Source organism: Polaromonas sp., assembly GCF_012927455.1.
Classification (GTDB): Bacteria; Pseudomonadota; Gammaproteobacteria; order Burkholderiales; family Burkholderiaceae_C; genus Polaromonas.
Genome location: NZ_JABBPE010000001.1, coordinates 61352 through 79106, shown reverse-complemented (window position 1 = coordinate 79106; position 17755 = coordinate 61352). Strand labels below are relative to the sequence as shown.

Sequence of the window (17755 nt, the reverse complement as noted above, 5' to 3'; positions counted from 1 at the left end):
ATGCAATCCACAAAGAGACAATAGCGACCGAATCAGCTCGCACATGCACGCCCAAAAGCTGGTCGACGAATGTGCCGGGCGGCCGATTCGATTTGCTTAGTTACTTACTTTTCCGCGACGATTGGCGAGATGCCGGGTATTGCGAACACGGTCAGTACGCCGCCGAGTTCTGTGTATTTGGCCAATTCCTTGTAGCCGCCGACGGCGCCCAGACCATCCGTATCCTTCTCAAGGCCGGCTGCCATGCCGATTCCGGCCCAACCGCCGATTCCCGACAGCACACCGATATATTGCTTGCCTTTGTATTCCCAGGTGGTCACGTTGCCAATGATGCCGGACGGTGTTTTGAATTTCCACAAGTCCTTACCGTTTTTGTCGGTGGCCTTGATAAAGCCTTCAAGGGTTCCATAGAAAGTCAGATCCCCGGCGGTTGCCAACACCCCGCTCCAGACTGAGAACTTCTCCGGTTTGGACCAGACGATTTTGCCGGTGCCGGCATCCCACGCGATAAAGTTCCCCATGCCGCCGTGACTGCCAGTGGCGGGGAACATCGAAAGGGTGGCGCCAACATAAGGTTGTCCTGCGGTGTAATCCACTTTGAAGGGCTCGTAGTCCATGCAAACATGGTTTGTAGGCACATAGAACAGACCTGTCAGCGGAGAGTAGGCGGCGGGCTGCTGATCCTTGGTACCCAGTGCCGCGGGGCACACCCCTTTGGTGTTGACGTCTGGCCCGCCCTTGGCCGTACTGTATTTGGGGATCACGGCTGGACGACCCGTCTTCATGTCAACATGCGACGCCCAGTTCACGGTGGGGTCAAACTTCTCTGCAACCAGCAGTTCACCTGTCACGCGGTCAAGCGTGTAGGCGAAGCCATTGCGGTCGAAATGAACCAGTGCCTTGCGCGGCTGGCCTTTGACGTTGATGTCGGCAAGAATCATTTCATTGACACCGTCGTAGTCCCACTCGTCATGCGGCGTCATCTGATAGACCCATTTCGCTTTGCCGGTATCAAGGTCACGCGCAAAAATCGTCATCGACCACTTGTTGTCCCCCGGGCGCTGTGCTGGGTTCCACGTGCTGGGGTTGCCCGTGCCATAGTAGACCAGGTTGGTGGCCGGGTCATAGCTGAACCACCCCCAGGTAGTGCCACCGCCTATTTTCCATTGATCACCGGACCAGGTTTTGAGCGACGAGTCTTTGCCAACCGGCGCCATCTTTCCGTTGGTCCACGTCATGGTCGTATTGGGGTCGATCAGCATGTCAGCATCCGGTCCGACCGAGTAGCCTTTCCAGGCTTCCTTGCCGGTTCTGATGTCATAGGCTGTCATGCGGCCCCGCACGCCGAACTCGCCACCGCTAATGCCCGTCAAAACCTTGTCTTTAAAAATATGCGGTGCGTTGGTGTTGGTCTCGCCGACCTTCGGATCGCCGTTCTTTATTTTCCAGACTTCCTTGCCTGTCTTCTGATCAAGGGCAACCAGTGTCGTATCAGCTTGTTGCAAAAAGATTTTGCCGTCGCCATATGCGACGCCCCGATTAACCGTGTCGCAGCACATAACAGGAATCACCGTCGGATCCTGCTTGGGTTCGTACTTCCAGCGCATGCTCTGGTCTTCAAGATTGATCGCAAATACCTTATTTGGGAAAGGGCTATGCACATACATGGTGTCGCCCACGACCAACGGGCCCCCCTCATGACCACGCAAGACGCCGGTCGAGAACGTCCACGCCACCTGCAGGTCTTTAACGTTGCCGCTGTTGATTTGCTTTAAGGCGCTGTACCGGTGATTGGCTTCATTGCCGGCTTGCATGGCCCAATTCTTTGGGCTTGCAGCGGCCTCGGTTAGCTGTGCATCCGCCCACACTGCATGGCTTGCAGTGACGGCTCCAGCGACACACAACAAATGTCTCATGGTTACATTCAAAAACATGTTTGTCTCCAAATAATAATAAATACGGAAATACATAAACTGCTTGGCCTTCGTCAGCAGATGTTCACAGTCGACAACATGTCGGCTATGACTTAGAGCATTTAGCGTGCCATCTACAGTTGGCGTCGCGAAGTCATGTTTTACCAAGGGCGCCAGCAGTAAAACGGAGACTTATGCCTGTACTGGAAGCTGAACAGAACTGGTGACGACATGTTCCGATTCTTGGGCATTCGGAGCGCTGGCAGGATTGCGCGAAACTGCACGACTTTGGCTCACCGTGAAGACCGTCCGCGACCGGACGACTCATGGCACGGCGCTCGAAGTGCAAGGGGAAGGTTCTGGGATTGATTTTTCGATGCAATGCATTCATGATGAAAAATCACGAATTTCTTTCGCGCAGTGCAAAACAGTATTTATTACACGGACACCGATCTCATATGAAAAAAAAGCGGGGGTGGCGCACACGGCTGTTCGTCAAGCGCGTCTCGAAGTGCGTCATGCGCAGTGTGTGTTTTTATATGGTGTTCACTGTCGTAAATGCCGTTGCGGCAGGTGCCTTGCCGGTAGAGGAGGTGGCACCAGGCGTATTTGTGCATCAGGGCGTGCACGAGGAGGGGTTGACGTCAGAAAATATCGGCGCAATTGCCAACGTTGGTTTCATCATTGGCGAAAAATGCGTTGCTGTAATTGACAGCGGTGGCAGCTTTGCAGAGGGCCGTTTGCTACGCGAGGCCATCAAAAAGCGCACGGAAGCGCCGATCTGTTATGTGATCAATACCCATGGGCATCCGGATCATGTGTACGGCAATGCAGCATTCACGGTCGACAAACCGCATTTTGTGGGGCACCGAAATCTCGCCACTTCAATGACGGCGCGGCACCCCTATTACTTCAAATATCTGGAACGCACGCTGGGTCTCGAACATGCTCGTGAAAGCGCTCTGGTTCCACCTGACGTGATGGTCAAGTCTTCCCAGACCATCGACCTGGGCAAGCGCAAACTGACTCTGCGGGCATGGCCGACATCGCACACCGACAACGACCTGACGGTGTTCGATCAAAAGAGTGGCACGTTATGGCTGGGCGATTTGTTGTTCCGCGAGCGGGTGCCCGTCGTCGATGGCAAGCTGTCTGGATGGCTGGCAACGATGAAGGGCTTGGGTCGCATCGCGGCCAAGCGCGTGGTGCCCGGGCATGGCACCGTCAGCAGCACGTGGCCCGCAGCAATGGCTCCCCAAGGGCGGTATTTGCGTACGCTGCAAGTCGAGGTGCGCGCGGCAGTGCGTGCCGGACATTCGATTCAGCAGGCGGTTGGCGAAGTCGGTGCTTCCGAGCGCGGCCAGTGGCAACTGTTTGAAGCCTTTCATCCACGCAATGTGACCGTTGCTTTTACAGAAGCGGAGTGGGAAAATTGAGCTGCAACAAGGAGATCCGAGATGACATCGAACGATTGCTTGCGCCGTGAGTTTCTTGCCGCAGTCACGCTGTTGTTGCCCCTGTTGTCGTTCGCTGCCGACCAGCCACCGTCCGCGCAGAACAACCCCATTTGGCTAAAACTTCGTGTCCACCTTTTTCAGGACAGGCCCATCAATGAGAACGGTGCCAAGCTGATTGAGTTGAGCGCGCCCGCACGGGCTGAAGATGCGGCGGTGGTGCCGGTGGCGATCAGGACCCTGGTGGCACAGACCTCGGAGCGATATATCAAAACGATTCACCTCATTCTGGACAACAATCCTGGGCCGGTTGCGGCGGTGTTTCATATGACGCCCGAAAGCGGTCGTGCCGATATTGAAACCCGGGTGCGGGTCGAGCAGTACACGCATCTACGCGCCGTGGTCGAGATGAACGACGGTGCGCTGTCGATGTCAACGGTGTATTTGAAAGCGTCCGGGGGTTGTTCGGTGCCCATAGGCAAGGAAAGCTCTGAGCCTGCTATCAGTCTGGGTAAGATAAAGTTGGCAGCTGATGACCATCCGAAATTGAACCAAACGGTGATGGCGCAACTGATGATTCGCCATCCGAATCTGTCCGGCCTGGCAATGAACCAGTTAACCCGGCTCTACGATTCTCCGCACTTTGTGCGCAAGGTTGAGGTTGCTTATGCGGGCAAGCCGGTCATGACGGCCGATCTTGATTTTTCAATCAGTGAAAATCCGCATTTCCGTTTCTATTTCACTCCCAAGGCCGAAGGCTTATTGACCGCACAAGTACAGGATTCGCACGATCTGAGCTTCAGCACAGCGCTCAAGATTTCGCCGCAATAACCTGATAGCAGCAGTCGAGCGGGGAACCGCAAAAAAGTGTTTTTAACCGCTGCGGCAACCGATGCTGTAGCACCGGGAATTCAGCGATTCGCCTGATTTTTTTCCACCATGCTGCGCACCATGTAACGAATGCCCCGGCTCCAGCTTTCATCGGTATTGCCGCGGATATCGACCGATTTGTTTAGCATGATGAGGCCGGTTTTTACATCGCGAATCTGTATGTTGATATTCAGGATCAGATTGCTGACTTTCTGCACCCAAGCCGTCAGAACCCGATCAGCATCCAGGGCGCGGCCTATGTCCACATCGCAGCCGTTGCAGTCGTGTAGCGCGAAGCGACTGTCCAGGTCCGCAATCAATGCAGCCGCCGGAGCGTTGTCTACCACTGTGTACAGACGATTTTCGGTGAAGGCGATGCGTAACTGCTCACTGATCATCGCCAGCCTGACTTTTTGCGCTTCATCGCTGGCGCTATCGCCGGTGTCGTCAACTAGTTCAAATTTCATCAAAGCGATTGTTTTCGTGCTTGCCTGCGCAGCCGCTACGAACAGCGCCGATCCCATCGTGGCTGCAAGCAGGTAGCGGCAGGCGCCGCGCCGCGTCATCCCGCGTGCATTATTTGACGAAACATGCATCTGCAGCCCGACGTTCGATGTTTTTGTATTTGCCCGCCATTTCCTTGACATTCGCAGGGTCCCGGAATTCCGCGCCGCGCTGACCTCCCATCGTCTGATGCCGCAAGGCGGTCGAAATTTCGACATATTCATCGAAGGGCACTTGCTTGGCTATTTCATCAACCGCACACGAACACTTGTAGAGAAATTCGTATTTGCCATTGTGCGTTTTCATGCATTCAAGCACGTACTCGACCCTTGAAGTGGTGGGGAAGTCATTGGCGAAGGCCGCCAGTGGCACAGCGTTTGCTGCAAGCAGCAAAAAGGTGCTCAATGATGATGAAAGTCGCATGCCTCTCCTCCAAACAGAAATACAGTCATGGAACAGCGATGGTTATCGCGTTTGTCGCCGCCGACAGCCGCAAGGATTTTTGAAGGGTCACCCATGACTCAACAAGGCGCGCAGCGTTCTCAATTTCAAGCAAGAATCTTGCCATTGATTCTGATGTTGTTAGTGCTCGTCGGGGCGGTTGGCGTGCTGCCGGCCATGGCGGCGGAAGAACGGATGCCGTCACCGCAGCAGCTGGCGCCTGGGGTTTATGCAGTGGTCAATCAACATGCCGAAGCAACTGCGGAGAACCGCGGCGCGGTTGGCAACCAGGGCATTCTGATCGGTGACAAGGGTGTGATAGTGGTTGATACCGGCACAAGCGTACGCTATGCCGCCGAGTTGCTCGCGGCGGTCCGGCGCCTGACTTCCAAGCCCATCGTGCTGGTGATCAATACCCATCAGCACCCGGCGTTCATCTTCGGCAATGGCGCACTCGCGCTACAAGGTGTACCGATTCTTGCGCACCGCGCTGCTGCCGAGCTGATTGAGCAACGCTGCGATAAATGTTTAAAAAACCTCAATGACATCCTTGGCAAGGACGAAATGCAGGGTACCCAGGTCGTAGCGCCGACCCGCATCATCGAAGGCCCTGCCAGCCTCAAGGTCGCCGGACGATGGCTCGACATCGTTTACTACGGACGCAGTTCATCGCCCGGCTCAATCGGCGTGATCGACCGCGCCTCGAAGGTGCTGTTTGCCGGCGGCCTGGTTTCCATCGACAGGGTGCCTGATACGCGGGACGCGCAAATAGAGACCTGGTTGCGTGCGCTGCAGGCTTTAAAGCGGCAGCCGCTCCGCGTCGTGGTTCCGGGCGAAGGGCCGGTGGCGCCGGTAGCCCGTCTCGAGGAGCTGGAGCGTTATCTGACAGCGTTGCAAAGTACGGTCGAGAAAACCTATCAGCAGGGTGTAAGCCTCGGTGAGGCGGGTGCGCGCTCGGAGTTGCCCGAGTTCAAAAACTGGTTGGCCTACCACTCCGTGCACAGCAGGAATGTGGAGCATCTGTACCTGCAACTGGAGCAGGCGGCCTTCGATAAGCGGTGAGCGCGTACTGACCAAGGGATGCTGCCGTGTCCCACTGGCGTCGGCTGGCTGTAAGCGGGCAGTCGACACGGCGCCCCAAGCGTCTCATGGTAAATTGCCGGTATAGTTGACGTTTACGTAAACGTCAAAGGCGTTTTTCAGTGCGCTCGGCTTCTGTTTAGTTTGCCACCTTTGCCCGAACTGTCCTCTTCATTATGGTCACCCACTACACCATCAGCGATCTTGCCAAAGAGTTTGACCTGACCACGCGCGCCATGCGTTTTTACGAAGACATGGGCCTGCTGCAGCCGCAGCGCGCGGGACCGGGCGGGCGCAGCCGGCTGTATACGGCGCGCGACCGGACGCGGCTCAAGCTCACGCTGCGCGCCAAGCGACTGGGGCTGTCTCTGGTAGAGGCCAAGGAGATCATCGACTCCTACGACAGCCCGCGTGACACCGCTCCGCAGCTCAAAAAGTTCCTGGCCGTGCTGACCGAGCACCGCAAAAAGCTGGAGGCGCAGCTGGTGGACCTGCAGGCCAATCTGGATGAGATTCGCACCCACGAAAAAGAGGCCAAGGCGCTGCTCGGCAAGGCCGAAAAAGTCACATAGTTGATAATTGACGTTTACGTAAACGTCAATTAAGCGCCGCTTGCAAAACCCCGTTCGAACACATTTCAAAAGGCATTGACATGGACGCACCTGCCGCGCCAACAGAGTTGTACCTGCGCATCGAAGCGAGTTTTTTGCGCCAGGGCCTGATGCAGCACTTGGGTGCCCGCTTGATCCGCGTCGAACCCGGGCTGTGCGAAGTGGCGTTGCCGTATTCAGAACTCGTCAACCAGCAGCAAGGCGGCTTTCATGGCGGCGCCATGGGGGCCTTGGCCGACATTGCCGGCGGCTACGCCGCGCTGACGCTGGTTCCCAGCGACTCAGAGGTGACCACAGTCGAGTACAAGATCAATTTCCTGGCCGGTTTCAAGGGCGGTGAGCTGCGAGCCATTGGTCGCGTCGTAAAGGCTGGCAAACGCATCATCGTGACCACGGCCGACGTGATGCATCTTGATGCCCTCGGCAAGCAAAGCGCCTGCGCGCTGATGCAGCAAACCATTGTCCCCGTTCCCAAGACCTATTAATTACCGCACTCTCTCAAGCCTTCAGCGAAAGACTCCATCATGACCAACATGCCAGGCCTCAATTTTCAACTCGGCGAAGACGTCGATGCCTTGCGCGATGCCGTGCGCGACTTTGCCCAAAGCGAGATCGCGCCGCGCGCTGCCGAGATCGACCGCAGTGACCAGTTTCCCATGGACCTGTGGAAAAAAATGGGTGCGCTCGGCGTGCTCGGCATCACGGTGGGCGAAGAATACGGCGGCTCTGGCATGGGCTACCTGGCGCACATGATCGCCATGGAAGAGATCAGCCGTGCCAGCGCCTCCGTGGGTTTGTCGTATGGCGCGCACAGCAATTTGTGCGTGAATCAGATCAAGCGCAACGGCACTGAAGCGCAACGGCAAAAATACCTGCCCAAGCTGATTTCCGGCGAGCATGTCGGTGCGCTGGCCATGAGCGAGCCGGGTGCTGGCAGCGACGTGATTTCCATGAAACTGAAAGCGGAGGATAAAGGCGGCCACTACCTGCTCAACGGCAGCAAGATGTGGATCACCAACGGCCCCGACGCCGACACCCTGGTGGTCTATGCCAAGACCGAGCCTGAGCTGGGCGCGCGCGGCGTCACCGCCTTCCTGATTGAAAAAGACATGCCAGGTTTTTCAGTTGCACAAAAACTTGACAAGCTGGGCATGCGCGGCAGCCACACCGGCGAGCTGGTGTTCAACAATGTTGAAGTGCCGGCACAAAACATCCTGGGTAGCCTCAACAGCGGCGCCAAGGTGCTGATGAGCGGCCTCGACTACGAACGCGCCGTTCTGACTGGTGGGCCGCTCGGCATCATGCAGTCGGTGATGGACAGCGTCTTGCCCTACATTCACGACCGCAAACAGTTTGGCCAGAGCATTGGCGAATTCCAGCTGATTCAGGGCAAAGTCGCCGACATGTACACCGTGCTGCAGGCCGGGCGTTCCTTTGCCTACACCGTGGCCAAAAATCTCGACATGCTCGGCGTCGATCATGTGCGCCAGGTGCGCAAAGACTGCGCTTCTGTCATTTTGTGGTGTGCCGAAAAGGCCACATGGATGGCCGGCGAGGGCGTGCAGATCTTTGGCGGCAACGGCTACATCAATGACTACCCGCTTGGCCGACTCTGGCGCGATGCCAAGCTCTATGAAATTGGCGCCGGCACCAGCGAAATCCGCCGCATGCTGATTGGCCGCGAGTTGTTTGCCGAAACCATGTAATCCGCCCGGCAAAATATCTTCTATGACCACTTCCATCCAAGAGCTTTTTACCCACAACCGCGCCTGGGCCGCGCGCATGGAAGCCGAGCGGCCGGGCTTTTTCACCGGTCTGGTCAAGCAGCAAACGCCCAAGTACATGTGGATCGGCTGCTCCGACAGCCGCGTTCCTGCCAACCAGATCACCGGGCTGGAGCCAGGCGAGGTGTTTGTTCACCGCAACGTTGCCAACATCGTGGTGCATTCCGATCTCAATGCGCTTTCGGCAATCCAGTTCGCGGTGGAGCGCCTCAAGGTGCAGGACATTATGGTCGTCGGCCATTATGGTTGCTCCGGCGTGCAGGCCGCGCTGGAAGGCGCGCGCATCGGCCTGGCGGACAACTGGATTCGTCATATTCAGGACGTACGGCACCGCCACCGCCAGCTGCTCGACAGCCTGCCAGACGACGTGCGTGCGAATGCCCTATGCGACATCAACGTGATCGAGCAGGTGGTCAATGTGTCAGTCAGCACCGTCATAGTTGATGCCTGGGCCAGAGGCCAGAAAGTCGCCGTTCACGGCTGGTCGTTTGGCGTGCACGACGGGCTGCTGCAGGACCTGCAAATGAGCGTCTCGAAGACTGAAGAGATCGACGCCGTGTACCGCAAGGCGGTTGACCGGGTCTGGGACATCTGGAATGCCAACGGGCGCAAGGACTAGCCATGTTTCCGCAACGCCTTGACTCCACGGTCGCTTATGAAATCGCCAAGGCGATGATGGACGGGTTCAACCGCCACTATCAGTTGTTTCGTACCGAATCGGCGCGTGCCAAGCACCGCTTTGAAACGGCTGACTGGCACGGTCAGCAACGCGCCCAGCGCGAGCGCATCGAGTTTTACGACCTGCGGGTGCGCGAAGCCACGACGCGGCTAGAGCGCGAATTCAAGGCCGGCGAGCAGCCCATGGATGTCTGGCACCAGGTCAAGCTGCACTACATCGGGTTGCTGGTCAATCATCAGCAGCCTGAACTGGCCGAGACTTTTTTTAATTCCGTCACCTGCAAAATCCTGCACCGCAGCTATTTTCAGAACGACTTCATTTTTGTCCGGCCGGCCGTCAGCACCGAATACATCGAAAACGACGAGCCGACGGCGCGACCGACCTACCGCGCCTACTATCCGGCCCGCGACAACATGCACGAGTGCATCGTCAGCCTGGTGCGTGCATTTGATTTGCGGCTTGAATTTGACAACATCGAGCGCGATGCTGGTTACGTCGTGGAGGCTTTGAGCGAGCGCCTCAAGGACGTGAAGCTGCGCGCCAATTTCCAGATCCAGGTGCTATCAAGCCTGTTTTTTCGCAACAAGGGTGCTTACGTCGTTGGAAAAATGATCAACGGCTTTAACGAGCTGCCGTTTGCGTTGCCGTTGCTGCACGACGCTGGCGGAAAACTGGTCATAGACGCCGCGCTGTTCGGCGAAGACGACCTGCTGATCCTGTTCAGCTTTGCGCGTGCTTATTTCATGGTGGAAATGAGCATCCCCTCGGCTTATGTGCAATTTTTACGCAGCATGATGCCGCGGATGCCGCGCGCTGAAATCTACAACGCGCTGGGCCTGGCCAAGCAGGGCAAGACACTTTTTTACCGCGATTTTTTGTACCACCTGCGTCACTCCACCGACCAGTTCCGCATTGCGCCCGGCATCAAGGGAATGGTCATGCTGGTGTTTGATCTGCCCTCGTTTCCCTATGTCTTCAAGGTCATCAAGGACTACTACCCGCCGCAAAAAGACACCACGCGCGAGCAGATCAAGGGCAAGTATCTGCTGGTCAAACAGCATGACCGTGTCGGCCGCATGGCCGACACGCAGGAGTACAGCGAAGTCGCCTTTCCACTGAAACGCTTCAGTGAAGAGCTGATTGCTGAAATCAGGGAATTCGCGCCCAGCCAGATAGAAATAAGCGACCGCGACGGCGACGGCAACATGGAAGTCATCATCAAGCATGTGTACATCGAGCGGCGCATGATTCCGCTGAATATCTACCTGCAGGAAGCCTTCGATGTCGGCGTGACCGAACCCGCCGCCAGGGACCAGATCGAGCGCGCGGTGGTCGAGTACGGCAACGCCATCAAAGACCTGGTGGCGGCCAACATCTTTCCGGGCGACATGCTGTGGAAAAATTTTGGCATCACGCGCCACGGCAAAGTGGTTTTCTACGACTACGACGAAATCGAATACATCACCGACTGCAAATTTCGCAAGGTGCCGACGCCGCGCAATGAAGAAGAAGAGATGAGCGGCGAGGTCTGGTATTCGGTCGGACCCAAGGATGTGTTTCCTGAAACATTCGGCCCATTCCTGCTGGGCAACGATGCGGTGCGTGAAGTCTTCATGAAGCACCACGGCGACTTGCTGGAGGCCACGTTTTGGCAGACCCACCAGGCACGCATTCGGGCCGGCCATGTCTACGATGTGTTTCCCTACGAACGCGAAAAGCGCTTCATCAAGCTGCATGCGCCTGGCACGCCGGATGAGGAGGTACTGACCGAGTTACCCCCGGGGCCGTTGCTGACCGGCTTGAGCGGCATGACCCGCTGATTATGTTGCCCCCACGTTCGTTCACTTCGTGTAACTCTCGAGGCCTTGCAGGCCGCGGCTTGCGGGACGCTGCGCCTCTGTCGCCTGTCCAAACCTGCTCAAGCAGGTTTGGAGCCGTAGGCTTCAGCCCCTTGGGGGCTGGCCTTGCCTGGGGCGGCCGGGCGCGGCGGCCGTTGGCGCTCACTGTTGCGACAGCTTAGCCGAACACTATCAACTCTACTTAAAGGAAAACCTCATGACTGATTCCATCGTTATCCTTGGCGCTGCCCGCACCTCCCTGGGCAGCTTCCAGGGCGACTTCTCCAGCCTGGCGGCGCACGACCTGGGCGGTGCCGCCATCAGGGCCGCCATTGAACGTTCGGGTGTCGCGCCCGACAAAATAGACGAAGTGCTGTTTGGCAACTGCCTGATGGCGGGCCAGGGCCAGGCGCCGGCGCGGCAAGCCGGTTTCAAGGGCGGCCTGCCCGCCAGCACCGGCGCGGTCACGCTGTCAAAAATGTGCGGCTCCGGCATGGAAGCCACCATGCTGGCGCATGACCAACTGCTGGCCGGCAGCCGCGATGTGATGGTCAGCGGTGGCATGGAAAGCATGACCAACGCGCCGTACTTGCTGCCTAAGGCGCGCGCCGGCATGCGCATCGGCCACGACCGCATTTTTGACCACATGATGCTTGATGGCCTGGAAGACGCTTACGAGCCCGGCCGCTCCATGGGCACTTTCGGCGAAGACTGCGCCGCCAAGTACAGCTTCACGCGCGCCGCGCAGGATGCATTTGCCACGGCCAGCGTGCAGCGCGCCAAGGCCGCTACCGAGTCCGGCGCCTTCAAGGCAGAAATCACGCCAATCAGCGTCAAAACCCGCGCCGGCGAGACCGTCATTTCCATCGACGAAGGCCCGGGCAAGGTCAAGCTCGACAAAATTGCGACGCTGAAACCCGCCTTCAAGAAAGATGGCACCATCACGGCGGCTTCCAGCTCGTCCATCAACGACGGCGCCGCAGCGTTGGTGCTGGCGCGTGAATCGACCGCCAAAGCGCTGGGTGCCAAGCCGATCGCCCGCATCGTCGGCCACGCCACTTTTTCCCAGGCGCCGGAGTGGTTTTCGACCGCCCCGGTAGGCGCGGTGCAAAAGCTGCTGAAGAAAATTGGCTGGAGCGTGGAAGACGTCGATCTGTGGGAAATCAACGAGGCCTTTGCTGTCGTTCCCATGGCCGCGATGCTTGAGCTGGACATCAACCACGACATCGTCAACGTCAACGGTGGCGCCTGCGCGCTGGGCCACCCGATTGGCGCGAGCGGTGCGCGCATCATCGTTACGCTGATTTATGCGCTGAAGGCGCGCGGCCTCAAGAAGGGCATTGCCACGCTCTGCATAGGCGGCGGCGAGGGTACTGCGCTAGCGCTTGAGGTGCTATAAATAATATAGCTAGCTGCGCTTATAAACAAAGGGCTGGAGGCAAAATTGATACTTAATGAAGAGCAGGAACAGGTTCGCGACGCGGTGCGTGCCTTTGCACAGGTTGAACTCTGGCCCCATGCCGCGCGCTGGGACAAAGAGCACTACTTTCCCAAGGAGGCGCACCAGGGCCTGGCGGCACTCGGCGCCTACGGTATCTGCGTGCCTGAGGAATTCGGCGGCGCCAACCTTGATTACCTGACGCTGGCGCTGGTGCTTGAAGAAATCGCCGCAGGCGACGGCGGCACCAGCACCGCCATCGGTGTGACCAACTGCCCGGTCAATGCCATCTTGATGCGCTACGGCAACGCGGCGCAAAAGCGGCAGTGGCTCATGCCGCTGGCGCAGGGCAAGTTGCTGGGCGCCTTCTGCCTGACTGAGCCGCATACCGGCAGCGATGCCTCCGCGCTGCGGACCAGCGCGCTGAAAGACGGCGACGTCTATGTGATCAACGGCGTCAAGCAGTTCATCACCAGCGGCAAGAACGGGCAGGTCGCTATCGTCATTGCCGTCACCGACAAGGGCGCCGGCAAAAAGGGCATGAGCGCCTTCATCGTGCCGACCGATGCGCCCGGTTACTCCGCGTCACGGTTGGAAGACAAGCTGGGCCAGCATTCAAGCGACACCGCGCAGGTCAATTTCGACAACTGCCGCATCCCGGTCGAGAACCTCATAGGCGCCGAGGGCGAAGGCTACAAGATCGCACTGTCCGCCCTGGAAGGCGGGCGCATCGGCATTGCCGCGCAAAGTGTCGGCATGGCGCGCAGCGCCTTCGAAGTGGCGCTGAGCTACGCCAAAGAGCGCCAGAGCTTCGGCACCGCCATCTTCAACCACCAGGCGGTTGGTTTCCGGCTGGCTGAATGCGCGACCAAGCTGGAGGCAGCCCGCCAGCTGATCTGGCACGCCGCCAGCCTGCGCGACGCCGGCCGGCCCTGCCTGAAGGAAGCCGCCATGGCCAAGCTGTTTGCCAGCGAAATGGCCGAGGAAGTCTGCAGCGCCGCCATCCAGACGCTGGGCGGCTATGGTTATGTCACCGACTTTCCGGTCGAGCGCATTTACCGTGATGTGCGGGTTTGCCAGATTTATGAAGGCACGTCGGACGTGCAGAAAATCATTATTCAGCGGGCACTGGCTTGAGAGTATGCGGCGGCGCCAGTTTTTGCAAAACCTGTCGCCGGGCCGGGCTGCGGTCCTAGGATCGAGCGGTTTACAGGATTCAAAGTCTGATTGCGCTGGCGTTCCTTGCGACAATGCAGGCTGCTGCGCCGCGGTAGCGTGATTTCAACCTGAAGGAGATTCCCATGCCCATTACCAAAGGTTTTCAGGCCCTCGTCGATGAGGCCATGGAAGAGGTCAAGAGCTATTCGGTCGAGTCGGTCAGAGCCCGGCTGACTGACCCTGGTGTGCAGATTGTCGACATCCGCGACCCGCGCGAACTCGAGCGCGAAGGGACGGTGCCTGGGGCCTTTTTGGCACCGCGCGGCATGCTGGAGTTCTGGGTCGATCCGGCCTCGCCTTATTTCAAGCCGGTGTTTGGCGACGCGGGCAAGGAATTCATCCTGTTTTGCGGCGCCGGCTGGCGCAGCGCGCTGGCTACCAAGACGCTGCAGGACATGGGCATGACCAATGTGGCCCATATCGACGGCGGTTTTGCGGAATGGCTGAAGCAGGGCGCGCCGGTCGAGACGCTGGAAGCGCGCAGGGCCAGCAAAGCAAGCAAGGGCTGATGCCGCAGCTGCAGCCGGCACAGTCGTCTTTGCCCTGCCCTTGCGGCCGCTTTGGCCCGTCGAAAAAGGCGCTGATATTTGGCAGTTGCTGCGGCCGTTTCCTCGACGACTTTGATGGAACGCCGGCGCCGGCGCCGGACGCCGAATCGCTGATGCGCTCGCGCTACAGCGCCTTTGTGCTGCAGCGCGCCGGCTACCTGCTGGCCACCTGGCAGGCCAGCCAACGCCCGGCCCAAATTGAGTTTGAAGCCGGCGTGAAGTGGCTGGGGCTGGACCTGCGGCAGCATCGCCTGCTGGACGACAGCCATGCCGAAGTGGAATTCGTCGCGCGGCAGAAAAGCCCGGGCATTCCGGCTGTCCGTTTGCACGAGCGCAGCCGCTTCGTGCTGAAGGCAGGCCGCTGGTTCTATGTGGACGGCGACCAGCTGTGATCAGGTGTCAAATAGACCGCTAGCCCATGCAGGACTTGCACAAGCAGCTATTAAATAAATAGCAATTGGAGTGTGTTCTGAAGTAGGAGGCAGTGGCGTGCGGCGGCCCGCCGATTTATCATGCGGGATGCTTACCCTCTACTACGCGCCCCGCAGCTGTGCCCCGGCCTCCCACCTCGCCCTTGAATATGCGGGTGCTGCCTGTGAGGCGGTCCGGGTCGATGCTGGCAACGCGGCAGAAGGCGGCGCGGGTCGAATTTCATGAAACCCTTTCGCATCGGCTCCGGCGCCGGCTATTCCGGCGACCGCATTGACCCGGCGCAGGATCTGGCTGAGCGCGGCGAGCTGGATGCGCTGGTGTTTGAATGCCTGGCTGAACGCACCATTGCCCTGGCGCAACTGCGGCGCAGCCGTGACCCGCAGCAGGGCTACGATCTTTTGCTAAAGGCACGCATGCAGGCAGTGCTGCCCGCCTGCGTCAGGCAGGGCGTCACCCTCATCACCAACATGGGCGCGGCCAACCCGCTGGCCGCTGGCCAGGCGGTGTTGCAGGTCGCGCGCGAGCTTGGGTTGCCGCGCCTGCGCGTGGCCGTGGTCACCGGCGATGACGTGTTGCCCTGGATGCTTGCCAATGATGCACGCCTGCTCGACTCCGACCAAACCGTGCGCAGCCTGGACGGTCATTTGGTATCGGCCAATGCCTACCTGGGCGCCGACGCGCTGCTGCCTGCACTAAGCGCCGGTGCCGATGTGGTGATCGCCGGGCGGGTGGCTGACCCGGCGCTGTTTTTGGCGCCCCTCATGCACCACTTCGGCTGGAAGGCCGATGACTGGCCGCGCATGGGGCAAGGCATTTTGGTGGGTCATCTGCTTGAATGCGCGGCCCAGGTCAGCGGCGGCTACATTGCCGATCCAGGTTATTTTGATGTGCCCGGGCTGCACGACATCGGCTTTCCGCTGGCTGAGGTGCAGGAGGGCGGCAGCGCCGTCATCACCAAGCTGCCGGGCACGGGCGGGCGGGTAGACCGCCTCACCTGCACCGCCCAGCTGCTGTATGAACTGGAAAACCCCGCGCGCTACCTGCAGCCCGATGTGGTGGCCGACTTTTCCGGCGTGCAGATCAAAGAGCTTGGCCTGGATCGCGTGCAGGTAGCCGGTGCCAGCGGCCATGCCCGGCCCGACCAGCTGAAAGTCACGCTGGGCTACCGGGACGGTTTTATCGGCGAGGGCCAGATCTCGTACGCCGGCCCCGGTGCCAGAGCCCGCGGCGAGATGGCCCTTGCTGTGCTGGAGCGGCGGCTGCAAAAGCTCGGACTTGATGCGCTGGAGCATCGCAGCGAACTGATCGGCGTCAATGCCATGCACGGGCCAGCGCTGGGCCCCTCGTTGGACAATTTTCAAGAGCCTTACGAAGTGCGCGTCCGGCTCGCCGTGCGCTGCGCCACACATGCCCAGGCCGAGCAGGTGGGCCAGGAAGTGGAAGCGCTCTATCTCAACGGCCCGGCGGGCGGTGGTGGCGTGACCCAATCGGTACGTGAAGTCATTGCGGCCGCCTCGGCGCTGATCCCCCGCGAAGCCGTTCGACCTGCATTGCAGATATTGGAGTTGTAGAAATGACGGTGCGAAAAGTGCGCGACATTGCATTGGCCCGATCAGGCGACAAGGGCAACCGCGCCACGCTCAGCGTGATTGCGCGCGACCTCGCCGACTACCCGCTGCTCGAACGCGTGCTGACAGCCGAGCGCGTGCGGGCCCATTACGAAGGCATCGTCTGCGGTGCGGTTCAGCGCTACACGCTGCCGCATCTGGGCGCTGTGCATTTCGTCATGAACGAAGCGCTGGGCGGCGGCGTAACCCGTTCGCTGGCGCTTGATGCGCACGGCAAGACCTTGAGCGCCGCCATTCTTGACGTTTTGCTGGATGAGATGCCCTAAACTTGCTCGACAACATTTTTCAGGAGACATCCATGCGCCTTATTCTTCGCTCCTTGGCAACCCTGTGCGGCGCCGTGCTCTGCAGCGCTGCCGCCCTGGCCCAGTCGTATCCGGCCAAGCCCATCAAGGCCATCGTGCCCTTTGCCGCAGGCAGCGCTACCGACCAGATCGGGCGCGCCTTCGCGGCCAAAATGTCCGAAACGCTGGGTCAGGTCGTCGTGGTCGAAAATAAGGCCGGTGTCAACGGCATGCTGGGCGCCGATGCAGTCGCCAAGTCGGCGCCCGACGGCTACACGATTTTGATCGGCACCAACAGCACCAACGCGGCCCTGAAAAGCCTGATGAAAAAGCTCCCCTACGACCAGGACAGCGCCTTCGCGCCGTTGGGTTACCTGGGCTCGGTCCCGCTAATCATCGCCGTCAACAACGACGTGCCGGCCAAAAACCTGCGCGAGTTTGTCGACTTGGCCAAAGCCAAGCCGGGCAACGTCACCTTTGCCAGCGCCAGCACCTCGCAACTGGTGTCTTCTGAGGTGCTGGCCAGCATGGCGGGCGTCCAGATGACCAACGTGCCTTACAAAAGCGGCCCGGCCGCCATGACGGACCTGATCGGTGGCCAGGTGATGATGTTCAGCGCAGACTTTGCGGTGACCTTGCCCCAGGTCAAAGGCGGCAAGATACGCGGCCTGGCCGTCACCTCGATCAAACGCTCAGCCGCCATTCCCGACTTGCCGACGGTCAATGAAGCGCTGGGCCTGAAAGACTACGAACTCATTGCCTACTTCGCCATGTTTGCACCGGCCGGCACGCCGCCCGAGATCGTTGCCAAACTCAACCAGGCCATCAACGCTGCCGCCAATAGCAAAGACCTGCAGGAAAAATTTGCGCCGATCGGTTTCGTGGTCGAGCCCGGTTCGCCCGAAGCCCTGGCCCAGCGCAGCAAGGCGGAGACGGCCAAATGGGCCAAGGCGATTCGCGACGCGAAGATTGAACCCCAATAAGGCATTAAATAGGCCTCTAGCCCAATAAAAACGGGCGCGAGCAGCTATTA

Annotated in this window: 18 protein-coding genes; 15 read left to right on the top strand and 3 right to left on the bottom strand. The window is 59.3% G+C overall.

What is annotated here, in order from left to right; translation table 11 throughout:
* Positions 1-104: 104 nt before the first annotated feature.
* A complete protein-coding gene (locus tag HHJ18_RS00415) occupies positions 105-1934 on the bottom strand; it encodes a methanol/ethanol family PQQ-dependent dehydrogenase (RefSeq protein WP_296910398.1) in 1830 nt (609 codons plus the stop codon).
* A gap of 368 nt (positions 1935-2302) precedes the next feature.
* Between HHJ18_RS00415 and HHJ18_RS00410 the strand changes: the two genes are divergently transcribed.
* Both HHJ18_RS00410 and HHJ18_RS00405 read left to right on the top strand, forming a co-directional pair.
* Positions 2303-3349: a quinoprotein relay system zinc metallohydrolase 2 gene (locus HHJ18_RS00410; protein WP_296910396.1), complete on the top strand. Its 1047-nt coding sequence runs from the start codon at positions 2303-2305 to the stop codon at positions 3347-3349.
* Between the two features lie 21 nt (positions 3350-3370).
* Entirely contained in the window at positions 3371-4198 is an 828-nt protein-coding gene (locus HHJ18_RS00405) for a quinoprotein dehydrogenase-associated SoxYZ-like carrier (RefSeq protein ID WP_296910394.1), read from the top strand.
* Between the two features lie 80 nt (positions 4199-4278).
* Here HHJ18_RS00405 and HHJ18_RS00400 read toward each other — a convergent pair whose 3' ends face one another.
* On the bottom strand, positions 4279-4761 hold the full coding sequence (locus HHJ18_RS00400) for a DUF3280 domain-containing protein (RefSeq protein ID WP_296910392.1): 483 nt from the start codon (positions 4759-4761) through the stop codon (positions 4279-4281).
* A gap of 52 nt (positions 4762-4813) precedes the next feature.
* Positions 4814-5164 (bottom strand): hypothetical protein, encoded by a 351-nt coding sequence (locus HHJ18_RS00395; protein WP_296910391.1) that lies wholly within the window; start codon positions 5162-5164, stop codon positions 4814-4816.
* Positions 5165-5257: 93 nt separating this feature from the next.
* Between HHJ18_RS00395 and HHJ18_RS00390 the strand changes: the two genes are divergently transcribed.
* The 13 genes from HHJ18_RS00390 (at position 5258) to HHJ18_RS00330 (ending at position 17705) form a co-directional block, all read left to right on the top strand.
* Positions 5258-6244, top strand: a complete 987-nt coding sequence (locus tag HHJ18_RS00390; protein WP_296910388.1) for an MBL fold metallo-hydrolase — start codon at positions 5258-5260, stop codon at positions 6242-6244.
* A 194-nt stretch (positions 6245-6438) separates the two neighbouring features.
* Complete coding sequence (locus HHJ18_RS00385; RefSeq protein WP_296910386.1) at positions 6439-6834, top strand: MerR family DNA-binding transcriptional regulator; 396 nt, start codon at positions 6439-6441, stop codon at positions 6832-6834.
* An 80-nt stretch (positions 6835-6914) separates the two neighbouring features.
* Positions 6915-7358: a PaaI family thioesterase gene (locus HHJ18_RS00380; protein ID WP_296910384.1), complete on the top strand. Its 444-nt coding sequence runs from the start codon at positions 6915-6917 to the stop codon at positions 7356-7358.
* A gap of 39 nt (positions 7359-7397) precedes the next feature.
* Positions 7398-8579, top strand: a complete 1182-nt coding sequence (locus HHJ18_RS00375; protein ID WP_296910382.1) for an isovaleryl-CoA dehydrogenase — start codon at positions 7398-7400, stop codon at positions 8577-8579.
* Between the two features lie 22 nt (positions 8580-8601).
* On the top strand, positions 8602-9276 hold the full coding sequence (gene can / locus HHJ18_RS00370) for a carbonate dehydratase (protein WP_296910380.1): 675 nt from the start codon (positions 8602-8604) through the stop codon (positions 9274-9276).
* A 2-nt stretch (positions 9277-9278) separates the two neighbouring features.
* A complete protein-coding gene (gene aceK / locus HHJ18_RS00365) occupies positions 9279-11156 on the top strand; it encodes a bifunctional isocitrate dehydrogenase kinase/phosphatase (protein WP_296910377.1) in 1878 nt (625 codons plus the stop codon).
* A gap of 235 nt (positions 11157-11391) precedes the next feature.
* On the top strand, positions 11392-12573 hold the full coding sequence (locus tag HHJ18_RS00360) for an acetyl-CoA C-acyltransferase (protein ID WP_296910375.1): 1182 nt from the start codon (positions 11392-11394) through the stop codon (positions 12571-12573).
* Positions 12574-12618: 45 nt separating this feature from the next.
* Complete coding sequence (locus HHJ18_RS00355; RefSeq protein ID WP_296910372.1) at positions 12619-13749, top strand: acyl-CoA dehydrogenase family protein; 1131 nt, start codon at positions 12619-12621, stop codon at positions 13747-13749.
* A gap of 164 nt (positions 13750-13913) precedes the next feature.
* The gene (locus HHJ18_RS00350; protein ID WP_296910370.1) at positions 13914-14339 is read left to right on the top strand and encodes a rhodanese-like domain-containing protein; all 426 of its coding nucleotides are present in this window, start codon (positions 13914-13916) and stop codon (positions 14337-14339) included.
* Positions 14339-14770, top strand: a complete 432-nt coding sequence (locus tag HHJ18_RS00345) for a YchJ family metal-binding protein (RefSeq protein ID WP_296910368.1) — start codon at positions 14339-14341, stop codon at positions 14768-14770. Before HHJ18_RS00350 ends, HHJ18_RS00345 begins: the two co-directional genes overlap by 1 nt.
* A gap of 261 nt (positions 14771-15031) precedes the next feature.
* Complete coding sequence (locus HHJ18_RS00340) at positions 15032-16381, top strand: acyclic terpene utilization AtuA family protein (protein ID WP_296910366.1); 1350 nt, start codon at positions 15032-15034, stop codon at positions 16379-16381.
* A gap of 2 nt (positions 16382-16383) precedes the next feature.
* Positions 16384-16704 carry a hypothetical protein gene (locus tag HHJ18_RS00335; protein WP_296910364.1) on the top strand — a complete coding sequence of 107 codons (321 nt, stop codon included), beginning with the start codon at positions 16384-16386 and terminating at the stop codon, positions 16702-16704.
* A gap of 32 nt (positions 16705-16736) precedes the next feature.
* Entirely contained in the window at positions 16737-17705 is a 969-nt protein-coding gene (locus HHJ18_RS00330; protein WP_296910362.1) for a tripartite tricarboxylate transporter substrate binding protein, read from the top strand.
* Positions 17706-17755 lie beyond the last annotated feature (50 nt).

Excerpts from the sequence above, each read along its gene's own strand:
- HHJ18_RS00405 (WP_296910394.1), top strand. The coding sequence starts at position 3,371 with ATGACATCGAACGATTGCTTGCGCCGTGAGTTTCTTGCCGCAGTCACG.
- HHJ18_RS00400 (WP_296910392.1), bottom strand. The coding sequence starts at position 4,761 with ATGGGATCGGCGCTGTTCGTAGCGGCTGCGCAGGCAAGCACGAAAACA.
- HHJ18_RS00330 (WP_296910362.1), top strand. The coding sequence starts at position 16,737 with ATGCGCCTTATTCTTCGCTCCTTGGCAACCCTGTGCGGCGCCGTGCTC.
- HHJ18_RS00345 (WP_296910368.1), top strand. The coding sequence starts at position 14,339 with ATGCCGCAGCTGCAGCCGGCACAGTCGTCTTTGCCCTGCCCTTGCGGC.
- HHJ18_RS00340 (WP_296910366.1), top strand. The coding sequence starts at position 15,032 with ATGAAACCCTTTCGCATCGGCTCCGGCGCCGGCTATTCCGGCGACCGC.
- HHJ18_RS00410 (WP_296910396.1), top strand. The coding sequence starts at position 2,303 with ATGATGAAAAATCACGAATTTCTTTCGCGCAGTGCAAAACAGTATTTA.
- HHJ18_RS00380 (WP_296910384.1), top strand. The coding sequence starts at position 6,915 with ATGGACGCACCTGCCGCGCCAACAGAGTTGTACCTGCGCATCGAAGCG.
- HHJ18_RS00350 (WP_296910370.1), top strand. The coding sequence starts at position 13,914 with ATGCCCATTACCAAAGGTTTTCAGGCCCTCGTCGATGAGGCCATGGAA.
- HHJ18_RS00360 (WP_296910375.1), top strand. The coding sequence starts at position 11,392 with ATGACTGATTCCATCGTTATCCTTGGCGCTGCCCGCACCTCCCTGGGC.
- HHJ18_RS00390 (WP_296910388.1), top strand. The coding sequence starts at position 5,258 with ATGACTCAACAAGGCGCGCAGCGTTCTCAATTTCAAGCAAGAATCTTG.
- can (WP_296910380.1), top strand. The coding sequence starts at position 8,602 with ATGACCACTTCCATCCAAGAGCTTTTTACCCACAACCGCGCCTGGGCC.
- HHJ18_RS00335 (WP_296910364.1), top strand. The coding sequence starts at position 16,384 with ATGACGGTGCGAAAAGTGCGCGACATTGCATTGGCCCGATCAGGCGAC.
- aceK (WP_296910377.1), top strand. The coding sequence starts at position 9,279 with ATGTTTCCGCAACGCCTTGACTCCACGGTCGCTTATGAAATCGCCAAG.
- HHJ18_RS00415 (WP_296910398.1), bottom strand. The coding sequence starts at position 1,934 with ATGTTTTTGAATGTAACCATGAGACATTTGTTGTGTGTCGCTGGAGCC.
- HHJ18_RS00385 (WP_296910386.1), top strand. The coding sequence starts at position 6,439 with ATGGTCACCCACTACACCATCAGCGATCTTGCCAAAGAGTTTGACCTG.
- HHJ18_RS00375 (WP_296910382.1), top strand. The coding sequence starts at position 7,398 with ATGACCAACATGCCAGGCCTCAATTTTCAACTCGGCGAAGACGTCGAT.
- HHJ18_RS00395 (WP_296910391.1), bottom strand. The coding sequence starts at position 5,164 with ATGCGACTTTCATCATCATTGAGCACCTTTTTGCTGCTTGCAGCAAAC.